Raw genomic sequence first — 19,157 nt, forward strand, 5'->3', positions numbered from 1 at the left:
CTCCTATGTGATGCGCTCAAGCTCGGTAAATCCGGCGCCGACAGACGAGCCGCCCCGGGCAAGCCATGTGCCCGCGCAGATCGTGCCAGCACCTACCGGGCTAACCTGATAGCCGTAGGCAAGAGAGCCATGCAGGTAGACGTTTGCCGCCTGATTGCGATTGATCAGGCCCTCGGCGATTACGATGTGGCCGATAGGAAAATTGGTTTCGTTCACGTTGTTGGACGTGGAAGAGGCGCGTTTGAAGGCTGAGGCGGCGAGGCCGCCGACAGTGGCGGCGTTCCCGGTGATATTGATGCCGTAGGTGCCGCCGTCGTTCTTGATGCGAGCGTTAAGAGCATCGTACAAACTAGCACCGTGTACCGTTGCCATACCGCCACTAAACGCGGTGTTGCCGTCAGTGTAAATAACAGAGCCAGTAGTTCCGACTGCAATTCTTTCCGTGGTTTGGATAAATCCTTCCAAATAGAAGCGACCGTCAGCTTCTCTCCACGACATATTACGCACGCCAGCCCCAGAGGGGTTGTAAAGGTTCCAATTAAGCGACGCGTCGGATGTGCGCCAAAACGCAGCCCCTCTGGTCGTTCCGTTGTGCTGATACCAAAGGACTTTTTCGGCACCGGATCCGTTGAGATAGATGTGCGTGTCGAAAGTCTTTCCGGAGCCCATGGCCAACGGTAGAGACGCCGTTGGCAGCGTGCCGGTTGCGTTGCCAACGTTCTGATAAAAAGCCCCATGCTGGCCATCCAGTAGATCGGCATTGAGGTTGGAACCTGGGCCGCCGTTGGCGCTCGTCCAAATAGTCGCTCCGTTGTGGGTGAGCGTCGTGGAGTTGATCCGAACGCCGCCGCCGCTCGTTGCTGTGTCCCAAAGACCGATATTCCAAAAGGCTGTTCCAGCGACTTGTGAGAAAAACAGCCCCGGTTTACCAACGCCGTAGTCGGTAGGACGAAGAATAAGGTTGTCACCGCCGACGGTATTCGGAGCGTAATTGATCCACACCTGACCGTTGAACGTCTTACCAGACATGACGCCCGGAAGGCGGGCGTCGGCAAGGGTGCCGAGGGTGACGTTCCCGGCATCGTTCGCACCAAGCGTTGCGCGCGCGGTTGCGGCGTCGGCATCGTCGAGAACGGTCCGCGCAAAGGGCGTCAGCGCCGTCGTTGCGTAGACATCTGGCGCAGTCGCGTAGAGCATCTGGTTTGCTGCCGTCGTCAGGCCGGCGATCGATTGCAGCCCCGCATCATAGGCCTGGACGTTCGTTCCGGGCACAAGCCCGAGCGTCGTTCTGGCGGCGGCGGCGTCGATATCGTCGAGGATCGTCCGCGCGAATGGCGTTAGTGCCGTGGTCGCGTAGGCATCGGCCGCGGTCGTATAGAGCATCTGGTTGGCGGTCGTCGTCAGGCCGGCGATGGAGGCGAGGCCCGGGTCCTGGGCCTGGACGTCGCTGCCGATTTCCAGCCCCAGCGCCGTCCTGGCGCCGCTTGCGCTCGTCGCACCCGTACCGCCGGCCGTGATCGGGCGGGCGGCATTGGCATCTGCCGTGATGTCGTCGACATAGGCATTGAACGTCGACGACAGGATCGTCGTCAACGGAATGCCTTTCGTGCCTGCGGGAGGCGTGTAGATTCCGCCGGTGCGGGGCATTGAATATCCTTTCCCAAAGAAAAAGGCCCCCGGTGAAGGGAGCCGTTCATGCGCTAAGCGCCTGCGCTATGTCGCCAAACAGACCATCGCGTACCGCACCGCCCGCCAGTCCATGCCGGGAGACAAGGAGGTTTTTTCCTGGACGCTGCAGATAGCCCTTGAATGGGCCGCCGACAAAAGGGATCGCGCCAATGACGAAGGGAACCGTCTCCATCCATGATGAAGGCATTGCGCCGCCTCAACGAAGTTGTGGCCCTCGATGGGTGAAAGCGTCACGTGCGCTTTGATGTCGAGTTTAGCGGCATCGGCTTCAGGACTATGAGGTCCTCAACATGTCGCTGGACAGCATGGCCGCCGCACTGGACGTCTTTCGAGGACAAATCCCGGCCTATCGGCCTTGCCACATGCCCTTGTCGAGCATCGCCCGGATCGAGCGGCGGGTCGGACATGGAACGGCTTGGCGATCACGCGGCAGTCCATGCCGAGCCGGCAAGCCGCCTGTCGTCGCTGTTTCCACCCGTCTGGATGGCCTCGCCCCACCAGACGCGCGACAAAGCGGATGAGAAACGCTTGCAAGAGAGGAAGCCCGCTCCTCAAACACGTTCTCCTAAAGAGCGCGCTGCAACTCCAGAAAGCCGACAAGAATTCCGAGGCAGAACAGGGTCGTCGCGACCAAGCCCATGAGAAATCCGGTGGCGGCTGAAACAAATCTTAAAAGGGTCCCCTCGCCCGCCTGGGCGGACGTCCGCCAGCCGTCACGCGTGTAGAAAAACATGGAAAACGGGACCAGCAATAAAGATCTCGCAACGCGCCTCAGAAATGACGGAACCTCAGCCCTTCGCCGGTACACGATCACCAGCGGCACGCAAACGCATATCAAGGCCGTTGTCGCGAGCGCGATGTTTCCAGACCACGTTTCGATCGTCGCGGCCAGCGGGCTTTCGACGCCGTCTCCCCCGCTAACACCAGCGGCGATCGCCCTCACCAAGATAGAGCATAGCGAGACGAGGGCACCGGCGACGAACGCAACCTCAGCGTAGCCTTTCTGCTTCGCCTCGCGAAATGCTTCTGCAACTCTTTCGAGGATCCACAGGAAGGCGATAAAAATGGCCCAAATCGCGCCAAGCGCTAACAGGATCGCAAACACCCATTTCAAAGCGCCGAGTGTCGCGGCGCTGCCAAACAGCAGCACCGCGGCGATCACCGCGAGCAGAATGTTCGTAACCTGCCTGCCTCCCATGCACGCCCCCTCTTGCTGAAAGGGTCTTAGCACGACCGTGTGGCTCAGCGCCACGGGACGAACGAGCGGCCGCGTCCAAAAAGAACGGGGCGGCCGTGCTTCCCATATCCTTCGACTTGCCCAAAGGCCGCAGCGCGCCCGCACGGCCGACCCAAGGTCCAAAACGTGCTCATCGGCCTGAGATCGGCTAGGCCGGTGCACATACCCATGTCATCGAGATCGTCGCTCCAAAAGTTCGACGATTTTCGCCATGGCGCCTCGTCAGTTCAAGCCACCGATAGTCCCGCCGACGATTGCTTCGATAAGACGCTGCCTCACGGCATCGTGGCTCGCCGGACGCGCCGGCGTTACGCCCCCTCTGCGCACAAGCAGTTCGGCTTGATTGGCGTAGTCGCGGCCCATTTTGGCGGCCAAGGCCCTTGAACCGTATCCAAGCATTGACGCTCCGAAGCCAGCGGCGGCGCCGAGGTCCTGTCTCCCGAGCAAGGCCCCAACGCCGAGTGGCGTACCGACCGAAGCCACAAAGCTGAGGGGGCCTGTTGGACCGAGCTCACCAACATGCGCCAGCGCTCTTGACATGTTGGTACCGTACGCCGCTCGTCGGATCGCTTCCAGCTGCTCAGGTGCCCATTCGGGTGCTTGACCGTGTCCAATATCATCCAATTTCTTTTGATATTCCGCCTTGAGCGCTCCGTCAAAGTCAGGGCCGGACCTTTTGCCCCCGACACTACTCACCGCGGTTTTACGCATCGTTTCGAGTTGGTTTGCCTTCGAGACACGCTCCGCCAACTCCCGTGCACCCACAAGCTCCGGACCGAGTGGATCCGTGAAAGCGTCGAACTTATCGAGTACCCCGGATGCAATCTCGCGGTCCGAACCTTCCGTCGCACTTCGCACATTGTCCAGTGTCTCGCGAACGCTCCGCATTTGCAGCGGCTTCATGGATTGACCCGCGTAATCGTTCAAGAGGCCGACGCTTTCGGCCACCCTCGGATTTGTCGCGACGACACGACCCGTCGGGGTTATCCACCCTTTCTCTAGCCCCAAGGTACCCACCCGGTCGGCAAGCCCGGTCGTATCAGCGGCACTTGCGAACGCACCGGCGTTTTGTGCGGCTGTATACTTGTCGCTCGCCATCTTGCGCAGCTCTGCGACAGTCGGGGTTGCATCGGCCGCAGCCCGTCGCGCACTCTGTTTCAAAACACTGTTGACGGCTGCGGCGCTCAAGCCGCTGGCGGCAAGTTCGGCCGCCAGTTCAACCCCGATATTGTCGGGATAATAATACTGCGCTGTCGCACCACCTGCCCCCCCTACTGCTGCCGTACCGAGCCCCGCAGCCAGCTCCCCAACCGTGCGTACGGATGCAGAGAGCGGCACGGCGGCTCCACCAATCGATTGCGCTATGCGGCGAGCGATACGCGGGCCGGCTTCATCGGTTTCTGGCGAAATAGCCAATCCGCGCCTGAGACCGGCCGAACCGCCAAGCGGCTCGGCCGACGGCTTGAGGTCGGTTCCGAAAACGGCATTGATCCCCATTAGGGCTGGAGCGACGACGAAATTGTTCATGAGATCGACGGGAGCCCCGAGCGCGGTCGTCGCTCCTTCCACCAAACCGGAGAATATTTGCCGGCCATAGCCGCTCTCCTGCTGCAGACGTCTCTGGCGCTCTTCTTCTGCCATAATGGCAAGCCTTTCCTCATATGTCGGCTGCCAGCCTCCCTGCTCCGGGAGAAGGCCGTCGAACGCCCCGCCCCCCTGCCACTGCGCATTGCCCCGCGGGTAGCCGTGGGATAGATTGTCGAACATGTCAGCCATGGTTACAGGCCCTCCGGGTTGATGTTGTTTGGCGCGGCCACTGAATGACGGCCGCGCGGTTCGCACCACGGGCAATCACGGCGCGCGGCGGTGTCGGCATTGAAGGGAGTACCGGGGTTCGTTGCCGCAATGGCGGCCACAGCGTCCGTCGGCGCCACGGCACCATCCCGCTCGGCGTGGCCAGAGAGCCTGTCGTCGCCGCTGGCCCGCCTGTCCGTCAGGGTCAGGAAGGATGACGGCAATCCGGCCTCGCCCCTGTTCTGCGGCATGCGCTGTCCGAAGATTATCGCCTCGCGCGCGCGTCGGCGGTGCAAGGTCTCCGGCGTTTCGCCGAAAGGGAAATCCGCCATCAGAAAAGGCCCCCGTTGTGGCCACCCGTCACGAAGTTCCGCAGACCCGTCATGAACGAAGGTTGCGCCCCGCCGGGCGCCGGGGGAAAGGCGGCGTTCCGCCGGTCGATCCCCAGCGACAGGCCCGCCATGAGCTGACCGATGCCCTGCCCGACATTTTGCGCCGGCCCCTGGCCGATGATCATGCGGGCGAGGTCCCCGCTGATGTCGTCGTCGCTCGATTGCCCGTTCGGCATTTTCTGGTTCGGAATAAGGAAGCGCTGCATCATAGATCCCTCAAGGCGCGGTTGTAGTCGACATAGCGCAGCCCGTTGCGGCGGTGGACGGCCTCCGGCACCTCCCGCTGGACCTCGCTCGCCATGAGGCCGAAGCGCTTCGGCGCGCTGGAAGGCTCCTCCCTGTAGCGGTAGGACCAGAGGCCCATCTTCCCCTTCACGTCGCCGTGGCGGGTCTTGTCCTTCTTCGCCCGGTCGTCCGACTTCGTCAGCAGCGTCGCAAGGCCGCCGAGCAGACCGCCGATATTGGCCTGGTTGGACTGGTAGGCCTGCATTCTCTGGGCATAATTGGCATTGACCAGGCCGGCATAGTCGACGGTCGGCATGGTCTGGCCCTGCAGGTTCATGAAGTTCGGATTGCTCACCTGCGAGCCGGACAGGAGAGCCGAAATCTCGTTGATCGGCTGGTTGCGCTGGGCGAAGGCTTCCTGCAGCTGCGCCTGGCGCTGCTGGTTCTGCGCGTTCACCTTCGTCATTCCGGCATTGTAGGCCTGGTCCTGAAGCGCATTGTTGGCCGCCGTCGCGCTCGTCTGGTTGCCATGCATCTGCTGCCGGGCATTGTTGGCGAACTCGGCGCCCGAAAGGTTCTGGGCGAAACGCTGCTGCTGGGCGGCGTTTGCCAGTTCCGCGCCGGTCACCCCTTGCGCGAATTGCTGCTGCTGCGCCGAATTGGCGAATTGCGCACCGGAAAGGGTCTGGTTGAAGCGCTGCTGCTGCGCCTGGTTGGCAAACTGCGCGTCGCCGGTGTTCTGCGCATGGTGCTGGGCCTGCGCGGCATTGGCGAACTGGCCCGCGGCAAGCGCCTGGTCATAGGCCTGCTGCTGGGCCGTGTTCTGGAACGTGGCCGCATCGCGCGCCAGCCCGGCAAGCCGGGACTGTTCCTGCCCGGCATTGAGGATGGCGCCGTAGCGGGCGTCGGAGGCCGACCGGTTGGCCTCGTCGATAGCGCGGTTATAGGCCTCCGAGCCAGGCTGGAGGCCCTGATTGGCAAGGCGCTGTTCCAGCGCGGCGCGGTCCTGCGCAAGCTGCGGGTTCATGCGGGCGAAAAGCGCATCCTCGACCCGCTGCCGGTCCGCCGAAAAATCGCTGCCATAGCTGCGCGTGACATCGCCCACCGCGCCCACCTGTTTCTGAATGGCGCCGGCATTGGCGACGCGGTCCGTCACGTCGCCGGATCCCGCAAGGTTGGTCTGCACGTTGCCGACATTGCCGACGGACGACTGGATGTTGCCGGCGTTCTGGAACGACGTCTGAAGCTCCGGCCCGTTGGAAAACGTCTTGTAGGCCGGCTGGTTTATCTTCGAGGGATCGCCCCAGGCGGGCAGGTTCGCGGTGTCCACCGGGCTTGCCAGCAGGCTGTTCAGCCGACCGGACTGGGTGTTGGCGAGCTTGGCGAGATTGAGTTCGGCGGCGTCGTTCTGGTTCTTGATCGCCTGCTGCGCCTGGGAAAGCGCCTGCGTCGCCGTCCAGGTCGGGATATCGTAGACCTTGCCGTCCAGCGGGTCGGTCCATTTCTGCGTCCCGCTCTGGCTGTAGGTGAGGCTGCCATCGGGCGTCACCTGGTTGATATTGCCCATATAGGAGTTGGCAATGGCCGTGCCGATATTGGTCGCGGTCTGCGCGGCGGCCGTTTCCTTCGGATCCGGCGGCTTGGGAGCTTTCTTGCCCATCAGGCATTCCTTTCATTCGCGCGGTGCGCGTTCCACTGGTCATCGCTGAGCGTGAAGATGATTTCGGCTTCGTCCCGCCCGCGCAGGCGCGGAATGCGGGTTTCCGCAAAACCGAAACGGCGGGCGATGCGGCACATGGTTTCATTGCGCTCCGACACGCGGAGAATGGCGAGCTGGCAGCCGCATTCGGCAAAGCAGAAGCCGAACATGGCCTTGAGCATCGGGCGCGTGAGCCAGCGCTTGCTGTCGGATGCCGCCGACATCTCGATGACGCCTTCTTCGGGTTGCCAGTTGTGAAACACCACGGCGGCGCGGATCGTGTCCTGCTCGACATCGCCGAGCGTGGCGCACGGCCCGAACCCGCGCTCGAAACCCTTGCCGAGGCGCTGCGCGACGAAGCCCGCCAGCGCCGTGTTGATCTCGGGCGCGCGCGGTCCGCCCCACACGAGGCTCATGCGCTCGCCTCCCCCTGGCTGACCTGCAGCGTGCCGAGATCGACCTCCAGGTCGAGGCGCACGGCCCCGCCGGAAACGATGACGCAGCCGAGCGCCAGCGTGTCGCCGCCGGCCCGCACGTTCTGGCGGAAATTGTAGCGACGCCGGCTGGAAAGGCCGTTCCACACGGCCTTGTCCCAGAGGCCCGCATCCCATTCGCTCGATCCGGCATCGCCGACCGAGACGCCCGAAAAGGTCGGCTCGGTGAGATCCATGTCCGCCCGCGCGAAAAGGCGCACCTTGGGCCGCGCCGTGCCGCGGAAGAACATGTTGGCAAGGCTGGCGACAAGGCGCTGTCCAAAGCCGGCCACCGGCTGGAACTGCGAGAGATAGACCGCCGAGAATGGCAGCCCGTCGTCGGTTCCCGTCACGTCGCCCTGCCAGCAGAAGCCCGCGACCGCGCCGAAGAAGAGGCTGCCCTGCAGCGTCTCGTAGCAGGTCGCCCGCCAGTTGCTGACCGTCGACCATTTGCCCGTCAGCACGTTGAGCACGAAGGTCGTGTCGGCCAGAACCGGGTTCGACGGAAAGGACACGAAGACGAGGTTCTGTTCCGGCCATTGCTTCAGCGTCCAGCCCGAACCGGCCGCATTGGCGGCCATGCGCCAGAGATCCTCGATGGGCCGGGACACCGACACCAGCGACAGCGCCTGCCGGTCGCGGGTGAAGACCTGCGAGATCGGCGTCAGGCCGTCAACGGTGGCGATGAGCACGTCGCCGCCCGCCCGGATCCAGCAATTCTTGCCGAGCGGCTTGCCGATCTGGTAGACGCCCTTCAAGGCAAAGCCCGACGCGCTCGAGGGATCGTCGCCGGCATAGACCGCGACCTCGCCTTCGGTCGAGATGAAGACGCACATGTCGGAAAGGCCGTCGCCGCTTTCCAGCGACCAGGAGAAGCCCGTCAGCAGCGAGCCGCCCTTCTTCATCACGCCGCCGAGCGGAAAGACGCTCGCCGCGCCGCCGATGGCGTTGACGGCGAGGTAATAGGCATCGAGGGTCGCGTTCTTCGTGAAGAATTCGCGGTTCTTGAAGAGCCAGCCGCAATTGAGCTGCGGCATGGTCGTTCCGTCGGTGAAGGTGATGGCCGGCGTGGTCGTCCAGGTCGCGCCGTTGAACAGCCGCCGGTCGTTCGCCCCGTTGACGCAGACGAGATAGGCATTGCCCGCATTGGTGTGCTGGAAGGTGCACCAGTCGCCGCCGCCAAGGCCGCTGACGGCGGCCGGCGTGGTTGCCGGCGGCGCGGCGGGCGAGGTCATGTCGAAAATGCCCGTCGCCGTCGCCATGAACAGCTTTTCGATCGTGCCGTATTTGTATTTGAAAGCGCTGCGGATATCCGCGCCGCCGGCGGCCAGTCCCTTCTTGAGCGAGCCGCCGCGAAGGCGCGCGCCCGTCAGCGTCTGGAAGAAATTGCGCAGGATGGACGCGGCCCCCGGCGTCGAGGAGGCCATGTCCGTCGCGGTGACAAGGCCGCCCGTTGGCGCGGGAAAGGTCACGGGCTGCGAGGACGCTGCCGCACCGCCGGCGCCGGCACGCCCGCCGCGCCCTGCGATCCGGGCCGGGCGCAGGGGGATCATGATACCCCCCTGTCGGCGTCGATCGCGTGCTGGAGGTCGGCTTCGAATTCGGCAAGGTTGTCCTCGTAGGGCAGGCCCTTCTGCCGGCGCCAGCGCCAGAGAATGCCCTTTTCCAGCAGCCGTTCGGCAAACAGCGGGGTGTCGTCGTCGGCCGTCCAGTCGGCAACCTCGGCATAGGGATCCGTGACGATCCAGTTTTTCGAGACATAGTCGACGGCAGCGCCCACGGCCGCGGCGGGCGGCGCGACCTCGATCCTGCCGGCGCGCACGAAGAAACAGGGCGTCGCGGGGCTTGCGGCGGATATCACCGCCCATTGACCGCTATTCGTGACGGCGCGGACGAAATCGCCCGCGGCGGTGCGCACCGCCCCGCCCGGCACCAGCCGCTCGTAATCGGCCGGCAGGTTTGCCGGCGCGCCCACCAGCGAAACGCTCTTCAGCAGCGCCTGCCAGTCGGCCCGGCGGGCAATCTCTTCGCCCGCCTCTTTCGCCATGGCCAGCATGGTCAGCGCGTTCGGGTCGTCGGCGCCATAGACGCTGTCGAAACGGTCGAGCGAAACGACGTCGCACACCGCGTTGATGGCGGTCAGCAGGGTCATGGGGTCAGCCCTCCGGTGGAAAGACGCGCATTGCCCCAGCGCCGGCGCTCGTCGAGAAGCGAAAGACCGGCCATCGCCTGCACGCGCAGCCCCTGCGCGCCGGCAACCTTCGCCGGATCGCGCTCGCGAATGCCGATCTCCTCGCAAAGGGCATAGAGATAGACGTCCGGCGCCGTGGCGAGCAGCCAGTTGGTCGGGTTCTGCCGGGTCAGCGGCGGGATGGCGCCGTAATAGGTGAGCGCGAGGTCGCCGCTCCACCGGGGCCGCACCGAAAGCGTGCTGCCGATGATGGCATAGGCGTCGGGGATCCCGCCCGCCGTGTCCTGGCGCGCCGACAGCACCGGCAGCGACACCGCCCGCAAGGGCCGGCCCGACGGATGGAGCACCGCCCGCGCCTCCAGGAAATCCGCCGGCAGGGCCGCGGCGCCGTCGATCACCGAAAGGTCGGCCTCGACCTCCATCTCGCCGACGCGCAGCGCGCGGTTCAGCTTGGCCTCGGCAAGACGCAGGAAACGGTCGAAATGCTGGGCGATGTCGGCGCGGCCGGAATAGTCGCCGGCTTCCAGCAGAAGGCAGGCATAGTCGTCGATCGCCATTACACCCGTCCTTCCTTCGTGCGCCAGGCGCGGTTGTCGCCGTCGTTCAGCCAGCGCGAGAGATAGGCGTCGTCGCCCTGCTGGATCGCCTTGTTCAGTCCGAGATTGTCGTCATAGAGCAGCTGCATCGGCACGCTGGCGATGCGGTGGTAATCGCCTTTCCAGCCGGCCGCCGCGCCATTGCGCGCAAGAAGATTGTCCTCGATCGATCGGGCAACGGGCGTGTCGGTGCGGATGACCGTCTTTTCCCCGTCGAAAAGGCTCCAGACCGTTCGCCCGGTCGTGGCGTCCCAGTCGATCAGCGTCCAGTCGCCGTCGCGGATCGTCATGGTCAGGCCTTCAGGCGGCTGACGCTGCCGGTCTCGAGGGCGTCCATCGCCGCCTCGATTGGCATGTCGACGACGGTGCCCTTGTGGTGGCGATTGCCCAGGGCGTCCCAGAGATCCCGCCTGATCGTCACGGCGACGGTCGGGCTCGGCGGCGGCGGGGCGAGGCCGGCGGACGTATCAATGGGCGCACCGGCCGGCGCATCGGCGGGCGTGTCGAGAGTGACGGGCGCCACGTCGTTCGTCGCGCCGGACCGTTCGCCGCCACGGCGGCCGTCGGCCTTGCTGGCGCGTTCGCCGGCCGGCTTCTTCAGGTCTTCGGGCATGATGCTTTCTCCTTGAAAAAAGGCCCCGCACATGGGCGGGGCCGGCTGGGAAAAGGGCGGGCGCCGATCAGCTTGCGGCGGTCAGGCCGAAGACGTCGGCGACGACGCCGATGCCCGCCTCGTTGTGGACCTTCAGTGTGCCTTCGCCGATAAGCACGAACTTCTTGGCGTCGCCCGTGCGTGCGATGCCCTTGTCCTCGGCGATCTTGCGCAGCCACAGGAAGGACAGCATCGAGGTGTCGAGGAAGAAGGCGTTGCGCGCGACGCCCGCCGAGGACGCCTGTACGCGGTTCGGCTTGATGTAAACCTTGCCGAACGGGCCTTCGTAGATGTCGGCATTGGCGATGATCGCATTGCTGTCGCCGTCCTTCACCGCATAGCGGAAGGGCGCGACATTGGCGTTCGACATGAAGGAGACGAAGACCGACTTCACATAGGGCGAGACATAGACGTTGCGGAAGTTGGCGCCGGACTTGTAGCCCTGCTGCATCACGTCGTCCATCTGGTCCTTGGTGAAGGCGCGCTGCGTGCCGTTGCCGGCGGCGACCGTCAGGCCGGTGCCGGTGTCGAAGCCGCCATTGGTGCCGGTGGCCCCGCGCGACACATTGGTCTCGATCCAGGTCGGCAGGCCGCCGAATTCGCGCGTCGCACCGGCCACGGAGGCATTGTTGGTGACGATGGCAAGCTCGACGTCCTTGCGCAGCTCCACGCCGCGTTTCATCTTCTGGCGCTTGACCTTGTTGGCATTGCCGGCCTGTTCGACCGTCTCCTGGGTTTCGGAGATGATGCCGGTCTTGCGCATGATCTGGGTATAGTTGCCCACACGGTCCGGCGTGTCGCCGGCCTCGAAGGCATATTCGTCGCCCTCCGTGCGGATGTTCTCGCCCGGCGGCAGAAGCTCGTCGATCTCCCATTCCGGGTGAACCGAGACGCACTTGCCCTTGGCGATGTCCGAATAGATCGGCGTATCCTCGGGCGTGATCATGTTGATGACGTCCGAAAGCTCCTCGCGGTTGCCGACGGAGGTCGTGGTAAGCTGGGTATTGGCGAGAGCGGCCATCCGGCCCTCCTGTGATGATCGGTTGCTGGAAGCACTACCGGCCGGAGCGTCCCCGCTTCAGCGCCGGATCATGCGGCAAAAACAATATTTTACGGGCATCCCGGGGAACCTGCGTTCACCGGAATCGCCTAGTCGAAGTCGATCGCCATCGCGTCGTCGATCGATCCGGATCGAGCCAGCCTCTGCATCGCTTCCTGGTTGCGGCGAGCCCCGCCGTGCTGCGCGCCATGGCCGCGCGCCCTCTGCGGCGCGACGGGCGGCGCGTTGCGCACCTTCTGCCGTGCCGTTTCGCGGGCCCGTTCGGCCTGCATTCCGAGCGCGGCATAGTGGGCGAGCGCGAAGACGCGGTGGTCGGCGGCCTCGTCGATCTCGGCATCGGAATAGCCGATCGCGCGGGCGGCGGCGGCGGCGGTATCGAAGAAGGCCTTGCGCCCCTCATGCGTCGCCGTGGCGGGAAAACGGCGGGTCAGCATGGCGTTCTCCTGCACGAGGAGTTCTCGCTGCTGCTCGGCCGAAAGCTGGCCCGCAACGCCCCTGACGTCGCCGGCCTCGGACAGGATGGCGCCGAGCTGCTGCAGGGCAGCCTCGTGCATCGCCTTCTGCCGGACGAATGCGCCGGGGTCGCTCATGGCGAGGGAGGTGTCCGGCTCCGCCGGGATCTGGGCCGCCAGGAAATCGGCAACGGCGTGCACCGAACGGGTGACGCGGGCCGACATGGTTTCGAGCCCCTTGCGCGCCTGGGCGACGGCAAGGGTCTTGCGGCTATAATCGGCCTGGCGCATGTATCCGGCCTTCAGCGCGCCAAGCGCCACCTTCTGGCCGTTTACGGTGATGGAAACGTCGTCGGCAGGCTCGCGGCCGGGTTCGGACGTCGTCTCGTCCGGTTCTCCCTGGCTGTCCTCAAGTCCCGCCGCGTCGTCGCCGGCGCCGGCATCGATCTCTTCGGGTTCTCGACCGTCGCCGGTCTCACCCGTCCTGTCTGCCGCCTGCGCTCGACGGCCGGCATCCACGGTTTCCTCTTCAGGGTCGTGGAGGTCGAACGCCATCGCGTCGTCGAGGGACAGGGGTCGCGCGGTATCGGTCCCGCCGGTGGGCAGGGTATCGCTCTCGCTCATGTTCACTCCGCTGGAGGTTGTCGCCGGGCCTTATGCCGGCGCTCGCCGCGCAGCGCCGATTTGCCCATCGCTGGCGATGGATTCGAGACGCTGGCGAATTCGTCGGATCGCGCGGGCCTCGGCGGCATGCGCCTGCCGGCCCTCGTGATCGTCGTATCTGGCATGGATGGTCGCGTTTACCGCGGCCTCTTCAAGTTCGTCCCAGAGACGGGAGAAAAACGGAATGGCAAGCACCGCCTGAGCGGCGTGTCTGCGCTCCTCGTCGGTCACGCGCCTTCCCCCCGCCGCCAGGCTTCCATGAACTCGTCGTCGCTCATGGGGGCGTCATGCCCCATCAGACCGACGGGCAGGCCGCCGGCATTGAACTGGATCATCTTGTTCAGATTCGGGTTGCTGTTGACGTGGTGTCGGATGCGGGCCGCGGTCTTCGGCGCCACCGACTTGATGTAGTTCGGGTCCGTCATATAGGCCCGGATCGCCTCGGCCATCAGTTCGCCTGGCACCTCCCCCTTCTTGTAAGGGTGTTGCTCGGGGCCGAACCTCTTGCCATGGGATTGAGGGTTGTTCAGATCGTTGTAGATAAGGCGAAGTTCATCATCCAGGCCCTTACCTGGGATAGTCTTCGCCATGTCGTCCACGATATGTGCTATCTCGTGGCGGGAAACCCTTCCGAACTTATCCGGTGTCAGCCGCCCGTCCACCTCGATCCTTTCGGGAACGCCGGTGTACTTGTTCCTGTAAATCGCGCCCGAATCCCCGCTCTTGAGACCATTCGGCATCACGTGGATTCCACTGCCCGTTCCCGCCCTTGCAATTTCGTCTATGGCTTCAACGGGTAGCGCCACGTCGCTTCCGCCGGCTTGCACTCTTCCCACGACATGTTTTGCGGTGAGCGGCCGGCCCTCGATGTCGAAGCGGAGGTTTCCGGCCGCGTCGGCAACACCGCCCGTGCCATAATCTTCCGCGAAGGCGCGGGTCGGCTTGACGGGAGGGTCGTATATGCGCTCGCTGGTTTTGGCAAGTTTTTGAATGACTTGCGGCGATTTGGCGGTGGAGAAAACGCCGCCAGACAACAACCCGGCCGTATCCATGACCCTACCGATATCATAGGGATCGGCGCGCCCGGCCCACACATCGCCTGGCATGGTGAACCCTGACCACGCGCTCTTGACCGCCTGTGCCGGCCAGCTGTCGTTCAGGATGTAGTCCACGCGTTCGCGCGTGGAAAGCGGGCGCTGCCTGCCGCCGTTGGGATCCTTCACGTCAAGCGCCAGTTCACCGCGATCCACAAGGTAATCTCTCAGCTCCGCAGTTGCCGGAATGGTCCAATCGGCATCGTCGGCGGCCGTGTCGGGAAACCGATCGGCCGCGACTTCGTTGGGATAGTCCATCTCGAACGGGCGCTGGGACCTCGCCGACGGATGCTCCGCGCGCATGGCAAGGCTTTCCGCCTCCTGCAGGGTGTCCGGCAGCGCCGCAGTCCCAGCGTTGCGATAGTTGCCGTCTTCGAGGGCGTGCGCGGCCTTGTCAGAGCCGAATGCCGTGCTAACGGGCGTTATGTCGGCAAGAGAGAATTGCTCGCTACCAAGCCCGGCCGAGCCGACGGTGCCGACGGCAAGCCCGCGCTGGAAATCCGAGGGGTCGTCGCCAAGCAACCAGCGGGCGATCCGGTCGCGTACAGTCGGATGGTAGGCGGTGAGTGAGCCGGCCGACCGGCGCACCGGGCTTTTGTCTGTCGTCCAGGCGGCGATATCCGTCTGCGGTGTGTTTCGATCAGCCATTGTGTCCACTCCGATCCTGATCCTCGCCCTGAAGGGCATGGCTGGCCAGGTGCATGGCCTGGCGGCGGCTATCGGCGGCGAGTTTTCTGTCGAGAAGGCGCGCCTCGATCGCCATCCATTCGCGTTCGGTCTCCTGCCGCAGGCGCGTGGCGGCGAGGTCCGCGTCGATTTTCTGCCGGTCGGTCAGGGCCTCGCGCTCCATTTCGGCAAGGTTCGTCTCAAGGTCCGCGTCCCGCTGTTCGCGCTCGCGCAGCGCGTCGGCCTGCATCTTCTTGTCGTATTCCATGGCCTTGGCCGCGGCCCTTGCCTGCTCGATCTGGAGCTTGATCTGGCCGCGCTTGTCCTCCAGCGCCATCGCCGCCTGCATCTTCGCCTGGTCCGGCGAGGGTGGCTCGGGTTGCCCCTGCAGGGCCTGCTGGATCGCCTGCGGATCGGGCTGCGACAGATAGAGATTGACGCTGCGAAGGCCGGAGGCCTCGATGAGCCGCGCCATGGCGTTGTAGAGGTTTTGCGGCGTCACGTAGTTCATGCCGACGGCCGGGCCCATCGAGGCGAGGATGCGCTCCTGCAGCCCGATGACCTGCTGCATCGCCATCATGTCGCGCTCGCGCGTGCCGGCGCCAAGGCCGACATTGACGACGACATCCATGTCCGCATTCCACGTGCGCGGGTCGAAGGTCACCCACCGGTCGCGCAGGCGCACCGTGCGCGGCCTGTCCTGGTGCTGGATGATCAGTTTCAGCAGGCCGCCGAACACCGGCGCCAGGCTGTTGGCGATGGTGCGGACCATCATTTCCGTCTGGCCGATGCCGGCCTGCTCGACGAGCGCCGTCGCCCGCGCCGTCATGTTCTGCAACGCGTCCGGCGCAAGGCCGCCCGCGGCATCGGAAATGCCGGTGCGGTCGGTCAGTTCCGCGTCGAGATAGGCCAGCATCGCGAAGGACTTGTCGGCAACCATCGGCACCGCGCTGTAGCCGACCGCCGCGCGCACGTCGACGCCCTGGTTCGTCCAGATCGGCAGGCCGAAGGACGGGTTCATCACCGCTTCGGGGTTTTCGATGGCGCCGCGCTGGCCGATCGGCTGCAGGTTGTTCTGCCAGTAGAGATTGTCCAGCGTCTGGCGCAGCAGCACCGTCTTGACGGTCTGGATTTCCATCACGTCGTCGGGAACGGAATTGCCCTCCCACTGGTGCGGGCGCCGCTCCGAGACGATGTCGGCATAGTTGATCTCGTCCCATTCGGTGTTTTCGAGCAGGCATTCCGGCTTGATGCCGCCGGCAAAGACCATGCGCCGAAGCTCGGCGATGCCGTCGCCATCCTGGTCGATGCGCACCAGCAGGTCGTAATAATCGATCTCCTCGAGGGCGCGCTGCGGCGCCGCCCGGTCGCGCTCGCTGTCGCGGCGGCGCGTATCGGCCTCGGCCTCCTGTTCGCCGGGGCCCGAGGACGCGGCCGCGATGGCCCAGATCCTGTCGCGGTCATAGCCCATCTTGACAAGCTCGCTGCGGCGCAGCCGGCAGTTCTCGCCGAGCACCGGGCTGTCCTCCAGGCTGATGGCGTCGGGATGGATCAGCCAGTTTTCCGGCGCGATGGCCGCAAGCCTCGGCCGCCCGGTCGTGATGCGGCGGCGGATCTTCACGTCATGCGCGCCGACGCTCTCAGGCCCCTGCGGCGTGTCGATGGTTTCGGTCCGCTGCGTATGGGCGAGCACGTCGACATCCTCGGCGGCGACGAGCTGGGCGAAGGACATCTCGTCGAGCCCGGTATGCAGGCTCACCTTCACGTCCACCGTTTCGCACTGCCACCATTTCAGGATGCCGTTGCGCAGGCGCAGCGCATCGTTGATGGCGTCCTCGATGGCCTGCCGTCCCTTGCATTCGGGCAGGACCACGTGGTTGATATAGTCGCTGGCCTGGTTGGCCTTGTCCTCGTCCCCCTCGCCCACCGGCTGGTATTCCACGATCTCGTCATTGCCGAGGATCGTGCGGCAGATCGAGGGAAGCACCTTCTTGACGGCCGCCCGCACATCGCGGGAGACGACCTTGGAGCGGCCCTCGTCGGCGGGAATATAGGCCTGCATCTCCTTGGCATCGCCGTCGAAGAAGGTCATCGCCTTGATGCGCTCGGCCGACCGGCTGTCGCGATAGCGCTCGGCATCCTTCACGAGGGATTCCACGATGCCGCAAAGTTCCGTTTCGTTCAGGTCTGGCATCATACTACCTTTCGCGGCACGAATGCCGGCTCGCGGCCCTTGGCCTTCGGCGCTTCATAGGCAACGCACATCAGGCCGAAGGCGTCGGCCGAATGGCTCGACCAGTCGTGGTCCGGCCCGAGGCCTATGCCACGCTCGTCGTCTTTCTTTTCGTGGTACCAGCCGAGCGCATCGCGCCCGCCGTCCGTGGTGTCGGCATGGAACCAGACGGCCGGAAACAGCCGGCGGGCGGCCTCGACGCGCATCTTGGCCGCGCCCCTGCCCTGGTTCGCAACGACGGTGACCGTGTAGCCGGCCTGCCGGAAGAACCCCTCGTAGCTGGCGTCATGCACCCGGTCGTGCGTCTCGCCGTCATGCGGCAGCCAGATCTGGCAGCGGTCCGGCGAATAGTCCTTTTCCCGCAGCCAGTTGAGATGGGCGGCGGCGGGCTGTCCCTGCGCCTCGTAGTGGTCGAGAACGCGAATTTCCTTGCCGATGAACTGGGCGATCCAGATGACGAAACTGTCGGCCCGCGCGCCCGTGCCGCCGATATCGACGAAGGCGCGCAGCGTCATCAGGGGATCGGCCGGCACCCGGCCGATGCGCCCTTCCTCCTTCGCCCGGGTGAGCGCGGCGGCAAAATAGGCGCCCTCCACCGTCGAGACGAAAGCGCCCTCCCAGATATGGGCATATTGTTCGGGGCGCTCTTTCATGTCGCGCTGGCGCTGGCGCTCCAGGATCGCCGGAAAGCGCGGATTGTCGCGAAAGTTCAGTTCGACGATCTTGTACCGGGCGTCGGATCCGGCGCGGAACCGCCGGTTCGTGGCGCTCGTCTTGCGCTCCGGGTTCCAGGTCACCCACAGCTCGCTGTCCTCCTCGCGCAGCGTCGGGATCAGCTTCGTCCAGGCTTCGTCCGCCACGGGCTCGGCCTCGTCGACCCAAGCGAGAAGAATGCGCGCCTGCGATTTCACGCTGTCGACGTTCCGGTCGAGACCGAGAAAGGTGTAGTGGACCGCGCCGGGCAAGCCGGTGGTGCGGATATAGGTCTCGCCGATATCGAAATGCGCGGCCAGCCAGGGCTCTTCCTTGATGGCCTGGCGAACCTCCTCCAGCGAAGAATCGGCCAGCGTCTTCATGAGCTGGCGGCAGCACAGGATCTGGCCGCGCCGGCCGGCGGCGGCCCAGATATAGGCGCGCACGGCGGTCATCTTGGCAAAGGAGCGCGTCTTGCCGGAGCCGCGTCCGCCATAGGCGCCCCTGATGTCGGCTTCTCCGCTGAAGACGGGAAGAAGCTTCGGCGGAAGGCTAACCTGCGCTGCCGTCATCGTCGGTCAGCGCCACAAGCTCGACACGCGTCACCGCCTCGATGGGCCCGCCATCCTCGCCCGTCACCTGCATCGGCAGGACCTTGGCGATGAGGCCGGCAAACACCTTCGGCTCGGCCTTGGCCAGAAAGACGCAATATCCCACAAGCCCGCCCTCGCCTTCACCATCGCTGCCCATCTCGGCGGCCGCCTCCAGAATGGCTTCCTTCAACACCGCCGTCGCCTTGTTCAGCGCCGCCGGCCGGCGCCCGGCAGCAGGCTTCTTCCCGTCACGCACGGCCATCAGCTTTCCTTCGAAGGTCTTTCAGCCGCCAGATCAGGGCGCGAAAGCGCGACGGATTCGATTGTCTGGCAAGGATTGGCGCGCCGGCCTGCGGCCGTTCCGCTCGTCGAAGCAGGGCAAAAACAAAAAAAGCGGCCCGAGGCCGCTGCATGTTCGTAGATCCACGTATTCGACGTTACGATCTGTGCAGGAAATTAAGCCGGTTCGCGGCAGCGGTCAAAGGGTTCGCTTCTGTGCGGGCGATCCTGTTTCTCATTCCGCATCAAACAGGAAAGGCGGCCGCGGGGCCGCCTCGTCTCCATAAAGCCACGTGTTGGACTTTACGATCTGCGCAGGAAATTAAGCCGCGTCGCGGCGGCGGTCAACGGTTCGCCGGGGCGCGGCCCGCCCCTGGTGCCGCCCGGATCAGGCAAGAAAGGCGGCCCGGGGCCGCCTTCTCTGCGTCAAACGCTCTCTTCACAAAGACAAGGGCAGGACGTTGCGAACTGCGCAG

19 protein-coding genes are annotated in these 19,157 nt (G+C 65.0%); all 19 read right to left on the reverse strand.

Annotated features, from left to right (window positions below; genetic code table 11):
- Positions 1–3: 3 nt before the first annotated feature.
- Positions 4–1,647, reverse strand: a complete 1,644-nt coding sequence (locus V8U06_RS05305) for a hypothetical protein (RefSeq protein ID WP_427139781.1) — start codon at positions 1,645–1,647, stop codon at positions 4–6.
- A gap of 607 nt (positions 1,648–2,254) precedes the next feature.
- Positions 2,255–2,887 carry a hypothetical protein gene (locus tag V8U06_RS05310; RefSeq protein ID WP_427139782.1) on the reverse strand — a complete coding sequence of 211 codons (633 nt, stop codon included), beginning with the start codon at positions 2,885–2,887 and terminating at the stop codon, positions 2,255–2,257.
- A 261-nt stretch (positions 2,888–3,148) separates the two neighbouring features.
- Positions 3,149–4,702 carry a hypothetical protein gene (locus V8U06_RS05315; protein WP_427139783.1) on the reverse strand — a complete coding sequence of 518 codons (1,554 nt, stop codon included), beginning with the start codon at positions 4,700–4,702 and terminating at the stop codon, positions 3,149–3,151.
- 2 nt (positions 4,703–4,704) lie between these two features.
- Positions 4,705–5,052 (reverse strand): hypothetical protein, encoded by a 348-nt coding sequence (locus V8U06_RS05320; protein WP_427139784.1) that lies wholly within the window; start codon positions 5,050–5,052, stop codon positions 4,705–4,707.
- Positions 5,052–5,321, reverse strand: coding sequence for a hypothetical protein (locus V8U06_RS05325; protein ID WP_427139785.1), 270 nt, complete (start codon positions 5,319–5,321; stop codon positions 5,052–5,054). The genes V8U06_RS05320 and V8U06_RS05325 overlap by 1 nt, the downstream gene beginning before the upstream one ends.
- A complete protein-coding gene (locus tag V8U06_RS05330; protein ID WP_427139786.1) occupies positions 5,318–6,997 on the reverse strand; it encodes a tail fiber domain-containing protein in 1,680 nt (559 codons plus the stop codon). Before V8U06_RS05330 ends, V8U06_RS05325 begins: the two co-directional genes overlap by 4 nt.
- Positions 6,997–7,452 (reverse strand): GNAT family N-acetyltransferase, encoded by a 456-nt coding sequence (locus V8U06_RS05335; RefSeq protein ID WP_427139787.1) that lies wholly within the window; start codon positions 7,450–7,452, stop codon positions 6,997–6,999. Before V8U06_RS05335 ends, V8U06_RS05330 begins: the two co-directional genes overlap by 1 nt.
- Entirely contained in the window at positions 7,449–9,062 is a 1,614-nt protein-coding gene (locus V8U06_RS05340; RefSeq protein WP_427139788.1) for a hypothetical protein, read from the reverse strand. Before V8U06_RS05340 ends, V8U06_RS05335 begins: the two co-directional genes overlap by 4 nt.
- On the reverse strand, positions 9,059–9,661 hold the full coding sequence (locus V8U06_RS05345) for a hypothetical protein (RefSeq protein ID WP_427139789.1): 603 nt from the start codon (positions 9,659–9,661) through the stop codon (positions 9,059–9,061). The genes V8U06_RS05340 and V8U06_RS05345 overlap by 4 nt, the downstream gene beginning before the upstream one ends.
- On the reverse strand, positions 9,658–10,257 hold the full coding sequence (locus V8U06_RS05350) for a phage adaptor protein (protein WP_427139790.1): 600 nt from the start codon (positions 10,255–10,257) through the stop codon (positions 9,658–9,660). Before V8U06_RS05350 ends, V8U06_RS05345 begins: the two co-directional genes overlap by 4 nt.
- A complete protein-coding gene (locus tag V8U06_RS05355) occupies positions 10,257–10,586 on the reverse strand; it encodes a hypothetical protein (protein WP_226919639.1) in 330 nt (109 codons plus the stop codon). Before V8U06_RS05355 ends, V8U06_RS05350 begins: the two co-directional genes overlap by 1 nt.
- A gap of 2 nt (positions 10,587–10,588) precedes the next feature.
- Complete coding sequence (locus V8U06_RS05360) at positions 10,589–10,909, reverse strand: hypothetical protein (RefSeq protein WP_427139791.1); 321 nt, start codon at positions 10,907–10,909, stop codon at positions 10,589–10,591.
- Positions 10,910–10,976: 67 nt separating this feature from the next.
- The gene (locus tag V8U06_RS05365) at positions 10,977–11,969 is read right to left on the reverse strand and encodes a DUF5309 domain-containing protein (protein WP_427139792.1); all 993 of its coding nucleotides are present in this window, start codon (positions 11,967–11,969) and stop codon (positions 10,977–10,979) included.
- A gap of 128 nt (positions 11,970–12,097) precedes the next feature.
- Positions 12,098–13,084, reverse strand: coding sequence for a hypothetical protein (locus V8U06_RS05370; protein ID WP_427139793.1), 987 nt, complete (start codon positions 13,082–13,084; stop codon positions 12,098–12,100).
- A gap of 30 nt (positions 13,085–13,114) precedes the next feature.
- Entirely contained in the window at positions 13,115–13,354 is a 240-nt protein-coding gene (locus V8U06_RS05375; protein WP_226919643.1) for a hypothetical protein, read from the reverse strand.
- Positions 13,351–14,865: a hypothetical protein gene (locus V8U06_RS05380; RefSeq protein WP_427139794.1), complete on the reverse strand. Its 1,515-nt coding sequence runs from the start codon at positions 14,863–14,865 to the stop codon at positions 13,351–13,353. Before V8U06_RS05380 ends, V8U06_RS05375 begins: the two co-directional genes overlap by 4 nt.
- A complete protein-coding gene (locus V8U06_RS05385; protein WP_427139795.1) occupies positions 14,858–17,080 on the reverse strand; it encodes a portal protein in 2,223 nt (740 codons plus the stop codon). The genes V8U06_RS05380 and V8U06_RS05385 overlap by 8 nt, the downstream gene beginning before the upstream one ends.
- Positions 17,077–18,381 (reverse strand): PBSX family phage terminase large subunit, encoded by a 1,305-nt coding sequence (locus V8U06_RS05390; RefSeq protein WP_427139796.1) that lies wholly within the window; start codon positions 18,379–18,381, stop codon positions 17,077–17,079. Before V8U06_RS05390 ends, V8U06_RS05385 begins: the two co-directional genes overlap by 4 nt.
- Positions 18,362–18,664: a hypothetical protein gene (locus tag V8U06_RS05395; RefSeq protein WP_427139797.1), complete on the reverse strand. Its 303-nt coding sequence runs from the start codon at positions 18,662–18,664 to the stop codon at positions 18,362–18,364. Before V8U06_RS05395 ends, V8U06_RS05390 begins: the two co-directional genes overlap by 20 nt.
- Positions 18,665–19,157 lie beyond the last annotated feature (493 nt).

This window comes from Shinella sp. G-2, from assembly GCF_050172695.1.
In the GTDB taxonomy this organism is placed as follows: domain Bacteria; phylum Pseudomonadota; class Alphaproteobacteria; order Rhizobiales; family Rhizobiaceae; genus Shinella.